At 67.6% G+C, this 14,969-nt stretch carries 18 protein-coding genes; 11 read left to right on the top strand and 7 right to left on the bottom strand.

Annotated elements, in window-relative coordinates:
• Nucleotides 1-4 precede the first annotated feature (4 nt).
• A complete protein-coding gene (locus V6M56_RS06730; RefSeq protein ID WP_332682313.1) occupies nucleotides 5-454 on the bottom strand; it encodes an iron-sulfur cluster assembly scaffold protein in 450 nt (149 codons plus the stop codon).
• A gap of 162 nt (nucleotides 455-616) precedes the next feature.
• On the opposite strand from V6M56_RS06730, the gene folE reads away from it, so the two are divergent.
• The 3 genes from folE (at nucleotide 617) to V6M56_RS06745 (ending at nucleotide 2,984) form a co-directional block, all read left to right on the top strand.
• The gene (gene folE / locus V6M56_RS06735) at nucleotides 617-1,258 is read left to right on the top strand and encodes a GTP cyclohydrolase I FolE (RefSeq protein ID WP_332682315.1); all 642 of its coding nucleotides are present in this window, start codon (nucleotides 617-619) and stop codon (nucleotides 1,256-1,258) included.
• A gap of 147 nt (nucleotides 1,259-1,405) precedes the next feature.
• The gene (hisI, locus tag V6M56_RS06740; RefSeq protein WP_332682316.1) at nucleotides 1,406-1,810 is read left to right on the top strand and encodes a phosphoribosyl-AMP cyclohydrolase; all 405 of its coding nucleotides are present in this window, start codon (nucleotides 1,406-1,408) and stop codon (nucleotides 1,808-1,810) included.
• Nucleotides 1,811-2,021: 211 nt separating this feature from the next.
• On the top strand, nucleotides 2,022-2,984 hold the full coding sequence (locus V6M56_RS06745; RefSeq protein WP_332682318.1) for a patatin-like phospholipase family protein: 963 nt from the start codon (nucleotides 2,022-2,024) through the stop codon (nucleotides 2,982-2,984).
• A 21-nt stretch (nucleotides 2,985-3,005) separates the two neighbouring features.
• Here V6M56_RS06745 and V6M56_RS06750 read toward each other — a convergent pair whose 3' ends face one another.
• Together V6M56_RS06750 and V6M56_RS06755 are read right to left on the bottom strand one after the other, a co-directional pair.
• Nucleotides 3,006-3,437 (bottom strand): CBS domain-containing protein, encoded by a 432-nt coding sequence (locus V6M56_RS06750; RefSeq protein WP_332682319.1) that lies wholly within the window; start codon nucleotides 3,435-3,437, stop codon nucleotides 3,006-3,008.
• Between the two features lie 201 nt (nucleotides 3,438-3,638).
• Nucleotides 3,639-4,472 (bottom strand): rhomboid family intramembrane serine protease, encoded by an 834-nt coding sequence (locus V6M56_RS06755; protein WP_332682321.1) that lies wholly within the window; start codon nucleotides 4,470-4,472, stop codon nucleotides 3,639-3,641.
• A gap of 383 nt (nucleotides 4,473-4,855) precedes the next feature.
• Here V6M56_RS06755 and V6M56_RS06760 point away from each other — a divergent pair, with 383 nt between their 5' ends.
• The 3 genes from V6M56_RS06760 (at nucleotide 4,856) to V6M56_RS06770 (ending at nucleotide 7,238) form a co-directional block, all read left to right on the top strand.
• On the top strand, nucleotides 4,856-5,434 hold the full coding sequence (locus tag V6M56_RS06760) for a PAS domain-containing protein (protein ID WP_332682322.1): 579 nt from the start codon (nucleotides 4,856-4,858) through the stop codon (nucleotides 5,432-5,434).
• Nucleotides 5,435-5,499: 65 nt separating this feature from the next.
• Nucleotides 5,500-6,114 carry a PilZ domain-containing protein gene (locus V6M56_RS06765; protein WP_332682324.1) on the top strand — a complete coding sequence of 205 codons (615 nt, stop codon included), beginning with the start codon at nucleotides 5,500-5,502 and terminating at the stop codon, nucleotides 6,112-6,114.
• A 491-nt stretch (nucleotides 6,115-6,605) separates the two neighbouring features.
• A complete protein-coding gene (locus V6M56_RS06770; protein WP_332682326.1) occupies nucleotides 6,606-7,238 on the top strand; it encodes a transglutaminase-like cysteine peptidase in 633 nt (210 codons plus the stop codon).
• 212 nt (nucleotides 7,239-7,450) lie between these two features.
• Here V6M56_RS06770 and V6M56_RS06775 read toward each other — a convergent pair whose 3' ends face one another.
• Entirely contained in the window at nucleotides 7,451-7,978 is a 528-nt protein-coding gene (locus V6M56_RS06775; protein ID WP_332682328.1) for a gamma carbonic anhydrase family protein, read from the bottom strand.
• A gap of 54 nt (nucleotides 7,979-8,032) precedes the next feature.
• Complete coding sequence (locus V6M56_RS06780; RefSeq protein WP_332682330.1) at nucleotides 8,033-8,362, bottom strand: DUF6949 family protein; 330 nt, start codon at nucleotides 8,360-8,362, stop codon at nucleotides 8,033-8,035.
• Between the two features lie 189 nt (nucleotides 8,363-8,551).
• Between V6M56_RS06780 and V6M56_RS06785 the strand changes: the two genes are divergently transcribed.
• The gene (locus V6M56_RS06785) at nucleotides 8,552-9,277 is read left to right on the top strand and encodes a hypothetical protein (RefSeq protein WP_332682331.1); all 726 of its coding nucleotides are present in this window, start codon (nucleotides 8,552-8,554) and stop codon (nucleotides 9,275-9,277) included.
• A gap of 162 nt (nucleotides 9,278-9,439) precedes the next feature.
• On the opposite strand, the gene V6M56_RS06790 is transcribed toward V6M56_RS06785, so the two are convergent.
• Nucleotides 9,440-9,652 carry a DUF3126 family protein gene (locus V6M56_RS06790; protein ID WP_332682333.1) on the bottom strand — a complete coding sequence of 71 codons (213 nt, stop codon included), beginning with the start codon at nucleotides 9,650-9,652 and terminating at the stop codon, nucleotides 9,440-9,442.
• A 178-nt stretch (nucleotides 9,653-9,830) separates the two neighbouring features.
• Here V6M56_RS06790 and V6M56_RS06795 point away from each other — a divergent pair, with 178 nt between their 5' ends.
• The gene (locus V6M56_RS06795; protein WP_332682334.1) at nucleotides 9,831-11,204 is read left to right on the top strand and encodes a serine hydrolase domain-containing protein; all 1,374 of its coding nucleotides are present in this window, start codon (nucleotides 9,831-9,833) and stop codon (nucleotides 11,202-11,204) included.
• Nucleotides 11,205-11,213: 9 nt separating this feature from the next.
• On the opposite strand, the gene V6M56_RS06800 is transcribed toward V6M56_RS06795, so the two are convergent.
• Nucleotides 11,214-11,885 (bottom strand): GntR family transcriptional regulator, encoded by a 672-nt coding sequence (locus V6M56_RS06800; RefSeq protein WP_332682335.1) that lies wholly within the window; start codon nucleotides 11,883-11,885, stop codon nucleotides 11,214-11,216.
• 229 nt (nucleotides 11,886-12,114) lie between these two features.
• On the opposite strand from V6M56_RS06800, the gene dctP reads away from it, so the two are divergent.
• From dctP to V6M56_RS06815, 3 genes are read left to right on the top strand one after another with little or no spacing between them, the layout of a single operon-like run.
• Entirely contained in the window at nucleotides 12,115-13,104 is a 990-nt protein-coding gene (gene dctP, locus V6M56_RS06805; RefSeq protein WP_332682337.1) for a TRAP transporter substrate-binding protein DctP, read from the top strand.
• Nucleotides 13,105-13,132: 28 nt separating this feature from the next.
• Entirely contained in the window at nucleotides 13,133-13,651 is a 519-nt protein-coding gene (locus V6M56_RS06810) for a TRAP transporter small permease (protein ID WP_332682339.1), read from the top strand.
• A complete protein-coding gene (locus tag V6M56_RS06815) occupies nucleotides 13,648-14,940 on the top strand; it encodes a TRAP transporter large permease (RefSeq protein ID WP_332682341.1) in 1,293 nt (430 codons plus the stop codon). Before V6M56_RS06810 ends, V6M56_RS06815 begins: the two co-directional genes overlap by 4 nt.
• The last annotated feature ends 29 nt before the right edge of the window (nucleotides 14,941-14,969 follow it).

Consider the following 14,969-nt stretch of genomic DNA (forward strand, 5'->3'; position numbering starts at 1 on the left):
CTGCTCAGCCCGCCACCGCCCCGCCCCGCCTCGCCTCGATCTGGCCGATCGCGTCGACCACGGCGTCGAAGGTCAGCATGGTCGAGGCATGGCGGGCCTTGTAGTCGCGCACCGGCACCAGCACGGAAAGATCGCCCCATTTGCCGTCCGGCGGCTCGGCGTTCTCCTTGAGGATCGCCCGGGCCCGCTCGCGGATCTCGCGCAATTCCGCCGCGGTCGAGCCGACGACATGGCGCGCCATGATCGAGGACGAGGCCTGGCCGAGCGCGCAGGCCCGGACATCGTGCCCGAAGCCGGTGACGACGTCGCCCGCCATGGTGACGTCGACCGTCACCGTCGAGCCGCACAGGCGCGAATGCGCCGTCGCGGTCGCGTCCGGCTCCGGCAGGCGCTCGAGCAGCGGAATGTTTCCTGCCAATTCCAGGATGCGCTTGTTATAGACTTCGTTCAGCATCGGTCGCCTCGGCCGGGTCTGGAGTTGCCGGCCTTCGCACCCAATATAGAGTGCCGGCGCTCACTCCGGGAGGGTGTATTCGGTTCTTGGACGAGAGGGCGACTTGTCTGCCATGTCGGCCTGCAGATCGCAGGCCGATCCAACCGTAACGGGAGGCTCCACATGGACAATGTGGTTAAGTCCTTGTCCGTAGAGCGGGCGAGAGGCCCCTCCGCAGACAAGTTCATCATCGCGCAGCCGACGCAGGCCCAGGCCGAGGAGGCGGTTCGCACCCTGATTCTCTGGGCCGGCGACGATCCGTCGCGGGAGGGGCTGCTCGAAACCCCGACCCGCGTCGCCAAGGCCTATCGCGAGCTCTACCGGGGCTATCGGGAGGACGCGCACGATATCCTCGACCGGGTCTTCGAGGAGGTCGACGGCTATCAGGACATGGTCCTGGTCCGCGACATCCCGTTCCATTCGCATTGCGAGCACCACATGGTGCCCTTCGTCGGCAAGGTCCATATCGGCTATTATCCGAGGGGCGGCGTCGTCGGCCTGTCGAAGCTCGCCCGTGTCGTCGACGTCTACGCCCGGCGGCTGCAGACGCAGGAGACGATGACGGCCCAGATCGCCCACGTGATCGAGGACACGCTGAAGCCGCGCGGCGTCGCCGTGCTGGTCGAGGCCGAGCATATGTGCATGTCGATGCGCGGCGTGCAGAAGCAGGGCTCGTCGACGATGACGACGCAGTATACCGGCCTCTTCCGCGACCCCGCCGAGCAGGTCCGCTTCTTCACCATGGTGAAGTCGCCGGGGCTGTAAGGCTTCCGAGCCGTCATGCTCGGGCCTGCCCCGAGCATCTCCTGAACGAGATTCTCGGGTCTGCGCTTCGCTCCGCCCGAGAATGACGGTGCGCTCCGATCACGCAGGACCGTTCTGCATGACGTACCAGCCTCCAGGAACCATCGCATGACCGCCTTCCCCACCCTTTCGAGCAAGCAGGAGATCGAGGAAGGCGCGGTGCTGGCCCCGAAATTCGATCGTGACGGCCTCGTCACCTGCGTCGCGACCGACGCCCGGACCGGCGAGCTGCTGATGGTCGCGCATATGAACGCCGAGTCGCTCAAGCGCAGCATCGAGACCGGCGAGGCCTGGTACTGGTCGCGCTCGCGCGGCGAGCTCTGGCGCAAGGGCGAAACCTCGGGCCAGGTCCAGAGCATCGTCGAGATGCGGGTCGACTGCGACCAGGACGCGCTCTGGATCAAGGTCCGGGTCGGCGGCGACGGCGGCTGCTGCCACACGCATCGGCGCAGCTGCTTCTACCGCACCGTGCCGCTTCGCCATGAGGCCGCCGCGCGGCTGGTCTTCGCCTGACGCAGGCTTGGCATCAGGCAGGGTCTTGGCATTCCTTTCACCAAGCTTTCATATTTACGTCAAAGGCGACCGATAGCCGTCCCTCGTTTACGGCGCCGTTCACCTTGCGCTCATCGGCTGGCGCGATCCTCGACCTTCGCGGAGGACCGTGCCGATGATACTGGAGAATATCGCCAGACGCGCTTTCGGATTGGGCGGCGGTGGAGCTGTGATGAACGATCTCACCATCCAACCCGGGCTGCGCTATGGCCGGCCGAGGATCGGGCTGGCGCTCGGCGGCGGCGCGGCCCGCGGCTGGGCCCATATCGGCGTCCTCCAGGCCCTGGCCGAGGCCGGCTACACGCCGGACGTCATCGCCGGCACCTCGATCGGCGCCGTCGTCGGCGGCTGCTTTTCCGCCGGCAAGCTCGACCAGCTCACCGAATTCGCCCTCGGCCTGACCAAGCGGCGCGTCGTCAGCCTGATGGACTTCCATATCGGCGGTGCCGGCCTGATCACCGGAGGGCGGCTGAAGCGCCTGCTGGAGCGCGATCTCGACGGCGTGCAGATCGCCGACCTGTCGCAGAAATTCGTCGCCATCGCCACCGAGCTCGGCACCGGCCACGAGATCTGGCTGACCCGCGGCCCGCTGGTCGAGGCGCTGCGCGCCTCCTATGCCCTTCCCGGCGTGTTCGATCCGGTCAAGCTCGGCGGCCGCTGGCTGATGGACGGCGCGCTGGTCAACCCGGTGCCGGTCTCGGCCGCCCGCGCGCTCGGCGCCGATGTCGTGCTCTGCGTCAACCTCAACACCGATATGGGCGGCCGCGGCACCGTCATCCAGTCGCATGGCGCCGAGCCCGACCCGGAGCCCTTCGATCCCGAACCGCCGCCGGCGGTCGCCGGCTGGTTCGGCGGCATGCGCGAGCGCGTCCGTGGCTTCGTCGGCCGCAACAACGACCAGCCCGGCCTCGCCGGAGTGATGATCGAGGCCTTCAACATCACGCAGGACCGGATCTCGCGCTCGCGTCTTGCCGGCGACCCGCCCGATGTGATGATCGGCCCCAAGCTCGGCCGCGTCGGCCTGTTCGATTTCCACCGCGCCGACGAGGCGATCGCGCTCGGGCGCCAGGCGACCGAGCGCGCCTTGGACGAGATCGCCGCCGTCGTCGCCGCGAACCCGGTGCCGCATGCCTGAGCGGCCGGACGGCCGCCAGGGTCACGCCATCGCGATATAGTCGCGCATCGCCTTGCTCTCCGCCTCGATCTCGGCGACGCGGTGCTTGACGATGTCGCCGATCGAGACGATCCCGGCGACGCGCCCACCCTCCATCACCGGCACATGCCGGAAGCGGCCGGAGGTCATGATCTCCATCAGCTCGTCGATGCTGGTCTCGAGCCGGCAGGTCACCACCTTGGCGGTCATCGCGCGCGAGACCGGCTGCGCCAGCGCCTCGCCGCCGCCGGTGCCGAGCGCCTTGATGATGTCGCGCTCCGAGAGGATGCCGAGCAGGCCGCCATCGGCCCCGGTCACCACCACCGCACCGATGCGCCTCTCGGCCAGGGTCCGCGTCGCTTCGCCCAGCGTGCGGTGCGGCTGGACCGAAACGACTTCGTGACCCTTGCTTCCGAGGATATGAGCGACGTTCATCGAGTATTCCTCCGACGATAGGCGCCGTCGACCGGCGCGCACAGGCCACTGGGACTACTGCAACGCCATCGACCGACAGGCCGTTCCCGTCTGCGGTCCGGCGCTACGCTGGACTGAATCGAATGTGGGCGAACTCTGCGGCGACGGCAAGGCGGCTGTTGCGCAGCGGCAAGGGCCTCGCACCCGCAGCGGTTGCGGGCGTCAGCGCTTCCGGACGGGCCCGCGGTCGAGCAGCGGGAAGAGCAGCAGCCCGGCGACGAAGCCGCCGATATGGGCCTCCCAGGCGATGCTCGCCTCCTCGCCGAAGATCGGCACCAGCCCTGCCCCGAACAGGATGTTGGTGACGAACCAGATCACGATGAACAGCAGCGCCCGCGAATTGCGCCAGAGGCTGCCGAACGGTTCGGCCGGAATCGCGCGCACCGCCGCATCGTCGCCGAGCCCGCCGAAACGCACGCCCGGCGAAAAGACGAAGCGGATCGCGGCTGCCGTCGCCCCCGAGACGCCGGCCGAGACGCCGACCAGCGGCAGCACGTCGAGCTCGCGCGACCACCAGTGCAGCAGGGCGCCGGCGATCGTCGAAAGCGCCATCAGGTTGAGGAAGCGCCCGGTGCCGAGCCGGCGCGCCACCGGACTGCCGAAGGCGGCGAGCCAGACCACGTTCGAGACCAGATGCAGCCAGGAGCCGTGGAGCAGCCCGTAGCTCAGCAGGGTCCACAGATGCGCCCCGCCATCGGCGAGCAGCAGCCGCACCAGTTGCAGGCGCTGGCCGAATTCGGCGGTGCCGGCATTGCCGAGAGACTGCGCCAGATCGTCGAGCCGTTCGGGCGAGAGCCACAGCGTCAGCCGGGCCGGAACGAAGGCGAGCCAGGACATCACCACGAAATCGTCAAGGGCGCTCAGAAGCTCGCGCGCGCCCTGGACCAGCACGAGCGCCGCGATCAGCCAGACCACGGCGGCGGGCAGGTTCAGGATCGGCTCGCTCGGCGGGGGGCGCTGGCGGTCTTGCTGGCGGTCTTGCGGGTTCGCGGGCATCGGGCCTTTCACTGGCTCATGCGTGGGCTTCAGGCAATCGAAAAGGCAGGAATCGAAAAGGGGAGAGCGCGAGCCCTCCCCTTGCCGCCCCCCGGCCGGTCGCGTCCCCACGCCACCCGCTAGCGATGCTGCCGACGCGCCTGGCGCGACGGCGAATTCCACGATGCGATTACATTGCATTTTAACTGGTTATCCACAATCGTAACGTCTTGTTAACCTTAACGTTACCCTGCCGGCTCACCTCGCCACGCCCCCATGGCAAGACGGCACGCGCTCTGCGTCCTTCTCTCAGACAAGGACTCGAACGTCCCCGATTCGCACGGATGCGCCCCAGTTTGGGACGCGGCCGGACAGGTATCGGACGGCGCAAGACCGGACTGGACATGAACATGAAGAACCCGAGCACCCGCCTGGTTTTTAACTATTGGGACGCCTTGCGTGGCGAGCGCAGCGCGCCGGAACGCGGCGAGATCGAGCCCGGCGCGCTGCGCCATGCGCTGGCCGACACCTTCGTTCTGGAGAACGAGCCGATCGGCCCGGTCTTCCGGCTCGCCGGCACGCGGCTCTGCGCCCTGTTCGGGCGCGAGCAGCGGGCCCGTCCCTTCGCCGCGCTCTGGCCCGACGTCCAGGCCCAGGGCGACATGCGCCGCCTCGTCCAGACCGTGATGGACGAGACCGCCGGCGCGGTCGCCGGCCTCGCCGCCGAGACCGTCGGCGGCGCCACCGTGCATCTGGAGCTGCTGCTGCTGCCGCTGCGCTATCGCGGCCGCACCCATGCCCGCGTGCTCGGCGCCCTCTCCCCTGCCGTGACGCCGGAATGGCTCGGCCTCGACACGCTCGATTCGATGCGGATGATCTCGCTCCGGATGATCTGGCCGGGCGCCCAGGCCGTGCGGCCGGCCGACGCCGCGGCGGCCGAGAAGCGGCCGAAATTGATGCTCCTGCCCGGCGGGCGGGTCTGAAAAGGCTAACCAACTCTTAACCAGCGGCCATTTAGGATCATTTCGGTTAAGGACCGGAATCCGTGATGCTGACCGCGCTGAACAATCAGAGGAAGGCGCCGGCGCCCGTCGAGCGCAGGCGCCATCAGCGCATGAAGGTCGTGCTGCTCGGCCGCTACATGCTGCCCAACCGCATGGAATATCCGTGCCAGACCACGGACATCTCCCCCGGCGGCCTGCACGTCATCGCCCCGGCCAAGCCCGCCACCGGCGACCGCGTCATCATCTACCTCGAACATCTCGGTCGCATCGAGGGTTTTGCCGTCCGCACCACCCCGGACGGATTCGCCATGACGATCACAGCGACCAGCCGCAAGCGCGAGAAATTCACGGCGCAGCTGACCTGGCTCGCCAACCGCGATGAGCTCGGCCTGCCGGAGGATCGCCGCCATGAGCGCGTCGTGCCGCGCAATCCGCGCTGCGTCGTGACTCTGGAGGATGGCACCGAGCACGCCGTGCGCCTGATCGACTTCTCGCTTTCGGGCGCCGCCTTCGCCACCGACCACCAGTTCACCATGGGCGCGCCCGTGCGCCTCGGCAGCACCGCCGCCAAGATCGTGCGGCGCTTCGACGGCGGCTACGCCGCCGAGTTCCGGATGCCGCTCTCGGCCGACCTGCTCGACGAGAACCTCGAGCTCTGAGCCGGCCGCGGCCGCAAGGCCTCATTCTCTCCAAAGCAACGTCATCGACCCGCGTGACGTCGCCGCGTCGCGGCCCGACGGCTGATTGCTGACCGCTGATATCAGCGGCCTTTGGTGCAGACCTGCGTCATTGCGAGCGCAGCGAAGCAATCCAGAGCGGCAGCGCTCGATGCCCTCCTGGATTGCTTCGCTGCGCTCGCAATGACGCAATAGCGGCGTAACGGTCGATCTCGAAGGCCGTTGGTATGGGTGCCGCCTCCCCTCCTAATCCTCCGAGTTCGCCGCGTCGGCCCGGCCTCGCTGCCCCGGCGCGGCCGGTTAACAATTTCTTGCACGAGCGCAAAAAATTATTACAATCGGCTTTATACTTGATTTATACTGAGATCGAGCCTCAGAAGAAAAGCCGATTTAGATAAAATTGCTCGCATTCACTTCAAGTGATCTCTACAGCACCAAGTCATGGTCATCCCCGGGACAGGAAAGGGGACGACATGTTTTCAAGAGTTCGGGGATATCGCAGCTGCCTGATCGCCGCTGCCATCGGATTGGCTGCCACGGCCGCGCAGGGCCAGTCGCATTCCGCCGGAGTGCCGGTCGCCAGTGCGCCGATCACCGCCGGCGGCGACGCCCGTGCGCCGTATGCCTGGACGGATTTCTGCAAGCGCACTCCGGCGGAATGCGCCGTCAACACGCAGGAAGCCGATTCCGTCGAGCTGACGACCAAGCTCTGGAAGGCGATCGTCGCGACCAACCTCAAGGCCAATCGCGAGATCGAGGCGATCACCGACCAGGACCATTGGGGCATGGTCGATCGCTGGGACATCCCGCAGGACGGCAAGGGCGATTGCGAGGATTATGTCCTGCTCAAGCGCAAGCGCCTCGCCGAGGCGGGCGTGCCGCGCCGGGCCATGCGCGTCACCGTCGTGATCGACGAGGAGAATGCCGGCCATGCCGTGCTGATGATCCGCACCGATCGCGGCGACTTCATCCTCGACAACAAGCGCAACGCGATCCTGCCCTGGAGCCAGACCGGCTACACCTATGTCAAGCGCGAGTCCCAGGTCCGCATCGGCTGGACCTCGCTCGGCGGCCTGTCGACGCCGACGGTGGCCTCGCTGCGCTGACCTGACTTTCAAATATCCACGCCAGACGGGGGACCATGCTCCGGCGTGACTGAGAAGGACGGCAGTGGCTGCCCGGCGCCTTGCGCTCGAGCCCCTGCCGGATCGATGGCGAGGCCCGGTCATGTCCCCACCCACCCGTCCCCCGGCCGGGCGACGTCTAGGGCCGGCCCCTTCCCCGGGGGCCGGCCCGCTACCTTTTGGAGAACGCGCGCTTAGAGCCGCTTCATGCCGGCTGCGAAGCGCTTCCAGTTCGCGACATAGCTGGAAGCCGCGCCGCGCAGATGCGCCGTACTGGCTTCGTCCAGCGAGCGCAGCGCACGCGCCGGCGTGCCGACGATCAGCGAATTATCGGGAAACTCCTTGCCCTCGGTCACCAGCGCATTGGCGCCGACGATGCTGTTGCGGCCGATCCTCGCACCGTTGAGGATGGTCGCGCCCATGCCGATCAGGCTGTTCTCGCCGATGGTGCAGCCATGCAGGATGGCGCGGTGGCCGATGGTGCAGCCGGCGCCGATGCTGAGCGGGAAGCCCATATCGGTGTGCAGCACGCAGCCTTCCTGGATGTTCGAGCGCTCGCCGACCTCGATCCACTCATTGTCGCCGCGCAGCACGCAGCCGAACCAGATCCCGACATCGCGGCCGAGCCGGACACGGCCGATGAGATGGGCATCGGGCGCCAGCCACCATTCTCCATCGGGCGGCGTTTCGGGCGCGGTTCCGTCGAGCGAATAGAGCGGCATGGGCGTGGTCCTCGTTGACAGGCGACGAGGATTGCAGGCCCGGCGGCCCCGCCGTCAAGCCGCGCCGATGAGCAGCAGCAGGTCGAGCACGACGCGGCCGCTGATCAGGCTCCAGAGCGAGGCGATCATGCTCGCCGCCATCACGAAGAAGAAGGGCCGGCCCTCGATGCGCCGGCCGCGCACCGTGTTGCGGATGATCAGGAAGGGGGCGCTGAAGACCACGACCGGGACGCTCGCCACCGCCCTCACCCCGCCGGTCTCGAGCAGCTCGAAGCCGGCGCGGCGCTGCGTGAACAGTTCGAAGGCGCTGGCCAGCAGCCCGGCGAAGGCGAAGCCGACGAACAGCGATTTCAGCGCCTCGGCGGCGGCAGGTTCGAGCGACATGGGAAGCGGCCTTCCGCGACGGGCGATACCGGACCATGCCGCAAGCGCCCCCGGGCGGAAAGGAAGTTCGTAACCTTTGGTTAACCATGGCGGCGAGCCCGGGCCGGCCAACATGGTTTACGCGGCGTTAAGCGCGCTCTGATTCAGTCATGCGCAAGGCCGCGCCCCGGCCGCCCGGATGCATCGACCATGAGCCTGCACGCCACCCCGGACCGCCACCCCCCGAGCACTGGCGCCGCCGATTTCGCGGCCCTCGTCCGCAGCCGCCTGCAGCGCCGGCCGGCGCCGCCCCTGCCGAGCGGCGACCGGGCCCTGCTGCGCCTCGCCGCGGCCATCCTGTTCCTCGGCGCCGCCGGGACGGGCCTCGCCTTGCTCGCCAGCCGGGCGCCGCCCGATACCGGGGATGAACTCCAGGCCACCCGCATCGGCGAGGTCGTGCTCGCGATCCCGGAGAAGCTGACCAGGGCGGATCCGGAGGAAGGCCACCTCGTCGGCATGGCGCGGCTGCGCCTCGACTGGCCGAGCCTCGGCCCGGTCACGCCGCAGACGCGCTTGAAGCTCCTGGTGACCTTAAGCCCGCAGGACAAGGTCAACGAACCGGCGACGCAGCTTTCGGTCTATGCCCGCTTCCTGACCACGACGGTCTGGTCGAATCCGGGCGGGCTGGTGGTGCGCGGCTTCCGCAAGGGCTCGCCCTATGAGGGCGACGAGCTCTTCGTCTCGGTGCCGGATGGACGCGGCTTTGCGGCGCGCTGCCCGGTCGAGACGGCGGGGGCCGGGTTCGACGAGCTCTGCCGGGTGACTTTCCGGCATCGCGGCATGGACGTGAACATCCGCTTCCCGCGCGCCGTCATCGCCGACTGGGAGCTGATGCTCGGCGGCGTCCGCCGCGCCGTCGACCGGCTGGTGCGGTAGCGTCGGCAGCGGCCGTCATTCCGGCCGCAGCGAAGCGGAGCGCCGGAATCCATCGTAGGGCTCCGGTGCCCTACGATGGACTCCGGAGCGGCGCGGCTTCGCCGCTTGTCCGGAATGACGGATTTCCATTCAGTCCGAATGCCCAGTGCGCCGCCGTGCGTCTCAATCCTCGAGATCGACGTCGAGGATCGCCATGGTGAAATTGAACGAGCGGTCGCCGTCCTCGTCATCGACATGGATGATGCCGATGAACTCGTCGGCGAGGTAGACCTCGGCGGAATCGGTCTTCTTCAGCCGCGCCCGCACGCTGATCTGGTGGTTCGAGAAGGTGCGGCGAAGATAGGCTTCGAGCTTGGCGAGTTCGGTCTTGTCCACTTGGGCGATCCTTTTGCGTTGCGCGGACGGATGCCATGCGAGGCCGGCGAGAGCAAGCCGGAACGGGCCGTCCGCGCGCCGAGCGCATCCTGCATGCCCCCATCCCCCCGAGCGCCTGACGCAACGGAGCGGCACGTGACATGCTCGCGCAGACGAGGCTCGAAGGATAGGTCCTGCGATGAAACCCTGGCTACCCGCCGCTCTCGACTATGTCGAAAGCTGGCTCGAATTCCAGCGCCGCCATCACCGCCAGCCGGGCTGCGCCGTCGCGATCGCCAGCGGGAACGACATCGCGCTCGAGGCCGCCTTCGGCAAGGCCGACCTCGCCACCGGCGAGGATCTGACGCCGCGCCACGGCTTCCGCATCGCCTCGCATTCGAAGAGCTTCACCGCCGCCGGCATCCTGCGGCTCGCCGAGGCCGGCCGTTTGCGGCTCGACGACGAGGTCGGCGCCCATGTCCAGGGGCTGCATCCCGAAATCGCCGCCGCGACCCTGACCCAGCTTCTCTCGAACAGCGCCGGGCTCGTCCGCGACGGCACCGACGCCGGCCAGTTCTTCGATCGGCGCCCCTATCGTCGCCGCGACGAGCTGCTCGCCGACCTCGCCGTTCCTCCGGTCTATCCGGCGGCACAGCGCCTCAAATACTCCAATCACGGCTTTGCCCTGCTCGGGCTGCTGATCGAGGCGCTGACCGGCGAGGCCTATCCCGACTGGATCGCGCGCGAGGTCGTCGCCCCGGCCGGCCTCCGGGAAACGCAGCCCGATATCGGCCTCTGGACCGGCCCGATGGCCAGGGGCCACAGCGGGACCCAGCCGCTCGGCCGGCGCGTGGTGATCCCGGCCGATAATCCCGGCAACGCCATGACCTCGGCCGCCGGCTTCGTCGCGACCGCCGCCGACGTCGCCCGCTATTTCGCGCAGCTCTCGCCCAGGGCCGGAAACAGCATCCTGTCGCCGCTCAGCCGGCGCGAGATGACGCGCCGGCTCTGGCCGGACAGCGAGAGCAGCCTCGGCCGGCATTACGGCCTCGGCACCATCTCCGGCGGCGAAGGCGACTGGCAGTGGGTCGGCCATTCCGGCGGCTTCCAGGGCTTCATCACCCGCACCGTCATTTTGCCCGAACAGGACCTGACCGTCTCCGTCCTGACCAACGCCATCGACGGTCTTGCCCATCCCTGGCTCGACGGGGTGGTCCATATCCTCAGGACCTTCTCCGAGCACGGCCCGGCCTCGCCGGCGACGCAAGGTTGGGCCGGCCGCTGGTGGACGATCTGGGGCGCCGGCGATCTCGTCCCGGTCGAGGACAAGGTGCTCTGCGCCAATCCCGCCTTGCCGATGCCGTTTCTCGATGCCCCGGAAATCGAGATCGAGGCTCCGGATCGCGGCCGCATCACCAGGGCCTCCGCCTTCAACAGCCCGGGCGAGCCGGCGCGCCTCGTCCGCAACGGCACGGGCAGGATCACCTCGATCTGGCTAGGTGGCGGGCAGGCCGTCACCGAGGAGGCTCTGCAAGCCGAGATGCTGGAGCGCTATGGTGGGTCCGGCAGCTAGCAACGCTCCCTATCCGAGCTTGCCCTGCTCCAGCGTGTGTTCGACGCAGGCGTTGACATGCACGTCGAGGACGGCCGTGGCCCGCGCCATGTCGCGCGCCAGCGCGCATTCCAGCAGGATCTGGTGCTCCTCGGCGGCGATCTGGCCGCGAAAGATCACTGCGACCATCTGGTAGCGCAGATATTTGTCGTAGATCGCCGCATGCGTATCGAGCAGCACCTGCGAGCCGCAGGCCGAGATCAGCGCATGATGGAACTCCCAGTCATAGCGCTTCCATAGCTCGGCATCGGCGCGATCCTGATCGAGCATGCGCCGCTCCATCTGGGCGAGCTTGTGGTGGGCGGCGACGACGCGCCCCTCCCACTCCATGTCGCCGGCCGCGAAGGACTGCGCCAGCGCATGGCCTTCGAGGAGCAGCCGCATCGCCGCGATCTCGCGCAGATTGGTGGCCGAGACCGGGGCGACCATGAAGCCCTTCTGGCCCTCCGCCGCGATCAGCCCTTCCGAAGCCAGCCGGTTGAGCAGCTCGCGCAAGGTGCTGACGCTGGCCTCGTAGGCCTCGCGCAGCACTTCGAGCTTGAGCTTCTGGCCGGGCGGCAGCCTGCCGAAGACGATGTCGGCGCGAATCCGCCGATAGGCCATCTCGCCGACCGACGCGTCCGGCGGGGTCACGGTGAGCATCTTTGCGAGCCTCGACGCTGGCGAACAGGGCAAGCGTCGCTGAGGCCGTCGCTGAGGCCCGGCCGGCGCGCTTGCGGCGATGCTAACGCAAGCCCGGCTCGATGGCCAATCATATGTGGAAACTGAAAATATCCTACGAAACTGAAAATCAATGTTGCGCTGGCTGGCGAGCTATGGCGATTATGCGCCGATCAGGCGGAGCGATAAGCCGCCACGAGGGAGGTTCGGCATGATTTTCAAGATCGACAGGCGCGCTCTGCTCGCCGGCGGCGCGGCCGCCGCAACCCTGGGCCTCGGTGGACGCGCCATGGCGCAGGCCAAGCCCAATCTGCGCTTCTCGGCGGTGTTCTCCGAGCAGGACATCCGCGCCGAGATGATGAAGCGCTTCGGCGAAGCGATCAAAGAGGACTTCACCCTCCAGCCCTATTACGGCGGCAACCTGTTCAAGCAGGGCACCGAGCTGGTGGCGATGCAGCGCAACAACCTCGAAATGGGGAACATCGCGCCGCAGGACATCTCGAACCAGCTCCCGGCCTGGTCGATCGTCACCTCGGCCTATCTCTTCCGCGACGCCGACCACCTCAAGAAGGTCTTCGCCAGCGATGTCGGCCGCGACCTGAAGAAGATGGCGGACGAGAAGCTGGGCATCCACATCCTCGGGCCGACCTATTTCGGCGCCCGCCAGGTCGGCCTCAAGCCGAAGACGAAGATCAACACGCCCGCCGACATGGCTGGCATCAAGCTGCGCATGCCGGGCGGCGACGCCTGGCAGTTCCTCGGCCAGTCGCTCGGCGCCAATCCGACGCCGATGGCCTATGCCGAGGTCTATACCGGCCTGCAGACCGGCGCGATCGACGGCCAGGACAACCCGCTGCCCAACGTCCAGAACATGAAGTTCTACGAGGTCTCCTCGCAGATCGTGCTGACCTCGCACCTCGTCGGCTTCGACCTGCTCTGCGTCACCAACAAGGTCTGGAACGCGATGAGCCCGCAAAAGCAGGCGGCCTTCCAGGCAGCAGCCGACGCCGCCATCGACTGGAGCACCAAGGAGCACCTGAAGAAGGAGGACGAGCTCGTCGACTTCTTCAAGAAGCAGGGCCTCGAGGTCTACACGCCAGACCTCAAGGCCTTCCGCGACTTCGCCCAGAAGAAATACCTCGCCTCCGACCTGGCCAAGAGCTGGACGCCGGGCATGCTCGAGAAGATCAACGCGCTCTGAGCGACCACGGGGCGGCGGAGGATACAAGGTGAAGGATCGTCTGCGAGCGGCGGGAGGCTGGCTTGCCCGCCGCGCCGAGAACGTACTGGTGCTGATGCTCGGGGCGATGTTCGCCGTCTTCCTCGTGCAGATCGTCTTCCGCTACCTGTTCAACTTCCCGACCGGCTGGACGCATGAGATCAGCGTCATCCTCTGGCTCTGGCTGGTGCTGTTCGGCGCGGCCTTCGTGACGCGCGAGAGCGACGAGATCCGCTTCGACATCATCTATGGCGCCGTCGGGCCGCGGGTCCGGCGCGTCATGGCCATCCTCACCGCACTGCCCCTCATCGTAATCTACACGATCTCGCTGCCGGCGATGGCGGACTATGTCACCTTCATGAAGGTCGAGCGCACCGCCTATCTGAAGCTGCCCTTCAGCTGGGTCTATTCGATCTATCTCGCCTTCGCGGTCGCCGCGATCCTGCGTTATCTTTGGCTCTGCTGGCAGGCGCTGCGCGGCAAGGCACCGGAGGCCTTCGACCCGACCAAGGCGGGGTCGGGCGTATGAGCCCCTTTTCGCTCTGCATCGCGACGATGGTCGCGCTGTCGCTGCTCGGCCTGCCGATCGGCCACGCCATGATCGCCGGCTCGATCTTCTATCTGCTCCTCGTCGGCCAGGACCTCTCGATCGCCGCCGAGCAGCTGCTCAACGGCATGTACACCAACTACGTCATCCTCGCGGTTCCGCTCTTCATCCTCGCCGCCGAGCTGATGAACATCGGCAGCATGACGGAACGGCTGCTGCGCTTCTGCGACGCGCTGGTCGGCCGCTTTCGCGGCGGCCTCGCCCAGGTCAACGTCGTCCAGAGCGTCATCTTCGCCGGCATGTCGGGCTCGGCCATCGCCGATGCCGCCGGCACCGGCCGGATGATGCAGGCGATGATGACCAAGGACGGCAAGTACCCGGCGAGCTTCGCCGCGGCGCTGACCGCCGTCTCCTCGGTGATCGGGCCGATCATCCCGCCCTCGATCCCGATGGTGATCTACGCCTTGGTCTCGGACGCCTCGATCGGCTTCCTCTTCCTCGGCGGCGTGATCCCCGGCCTGCTGATGGCCGGGGCGCAGATGGGGCTGATCGGCTTCACGGCGCGGCGCCGCAACTTCCCGGTCGAGCCGCCGATTCCGCTGCGCGAGCTGCCCGGCATCACCTGGCGGGCCTTGCCGGCCCTGATGATGCCGGTCGTCCTGCTCGGCGGCATCTATGGCGGTGCGACGACGCCGACCGAGGCTGCAGCGGTCGCCGCCGCCTATGCGCTGGCGATCTCGGTGCTGCTCTATCGCAGCGTCTCCTTGCGCGCCTTCTACACCTCGCTGGCCTACAGCGCCCGCACCACCGCCTCGATCGGCATGCTGATCGCCGGCGCGCTGGTGTTCAACTACGTCGTCACCATCGAGAACATCCCGGACAGCCTGCGGGTCTTCCTGGCGGGCTGGAACCTCTCGCCGGTCGGCTTCCTGATCCTGGTCAACCTGATCCTGCTGGTGCTCGGCTGCCTGCTCGAAGGTACCGCGATCCTGCTGATCGTCGTGCCGGTCTTCATCCCGACCGCCAAGGCGCTCGGCATCGACATGGTGCATTTCGGCGTCGTCGTCGTGGTCAACATCATGCTCGGGCTGATCACGCCGCCCTATGGCCTGCTGCTCTTCATCATGACCAACATCACCGGCGTGCCGCTGCGCGACATCGTCCGCGAATGCATGCCCTTCCTGGCGGCGATGCTGGTGGCGTTGGCGCTGATCACCTTCATCCCCGAGCTCGTGCTCTGGCTGCCGCGCCTGATGGGCTACCAGGGCTGAGCCGGGATGGCCGGAAGACAAGAAACAGG

The organism is Allobosea sp., assembly GCF_036675845.1.
Taxonomy (GTDB): domain Bacteria; phylum Pseudomonadota; class Alphaproteobacteria; order Rhizobiales; family Beijerinckiaceae; genus Allobosea.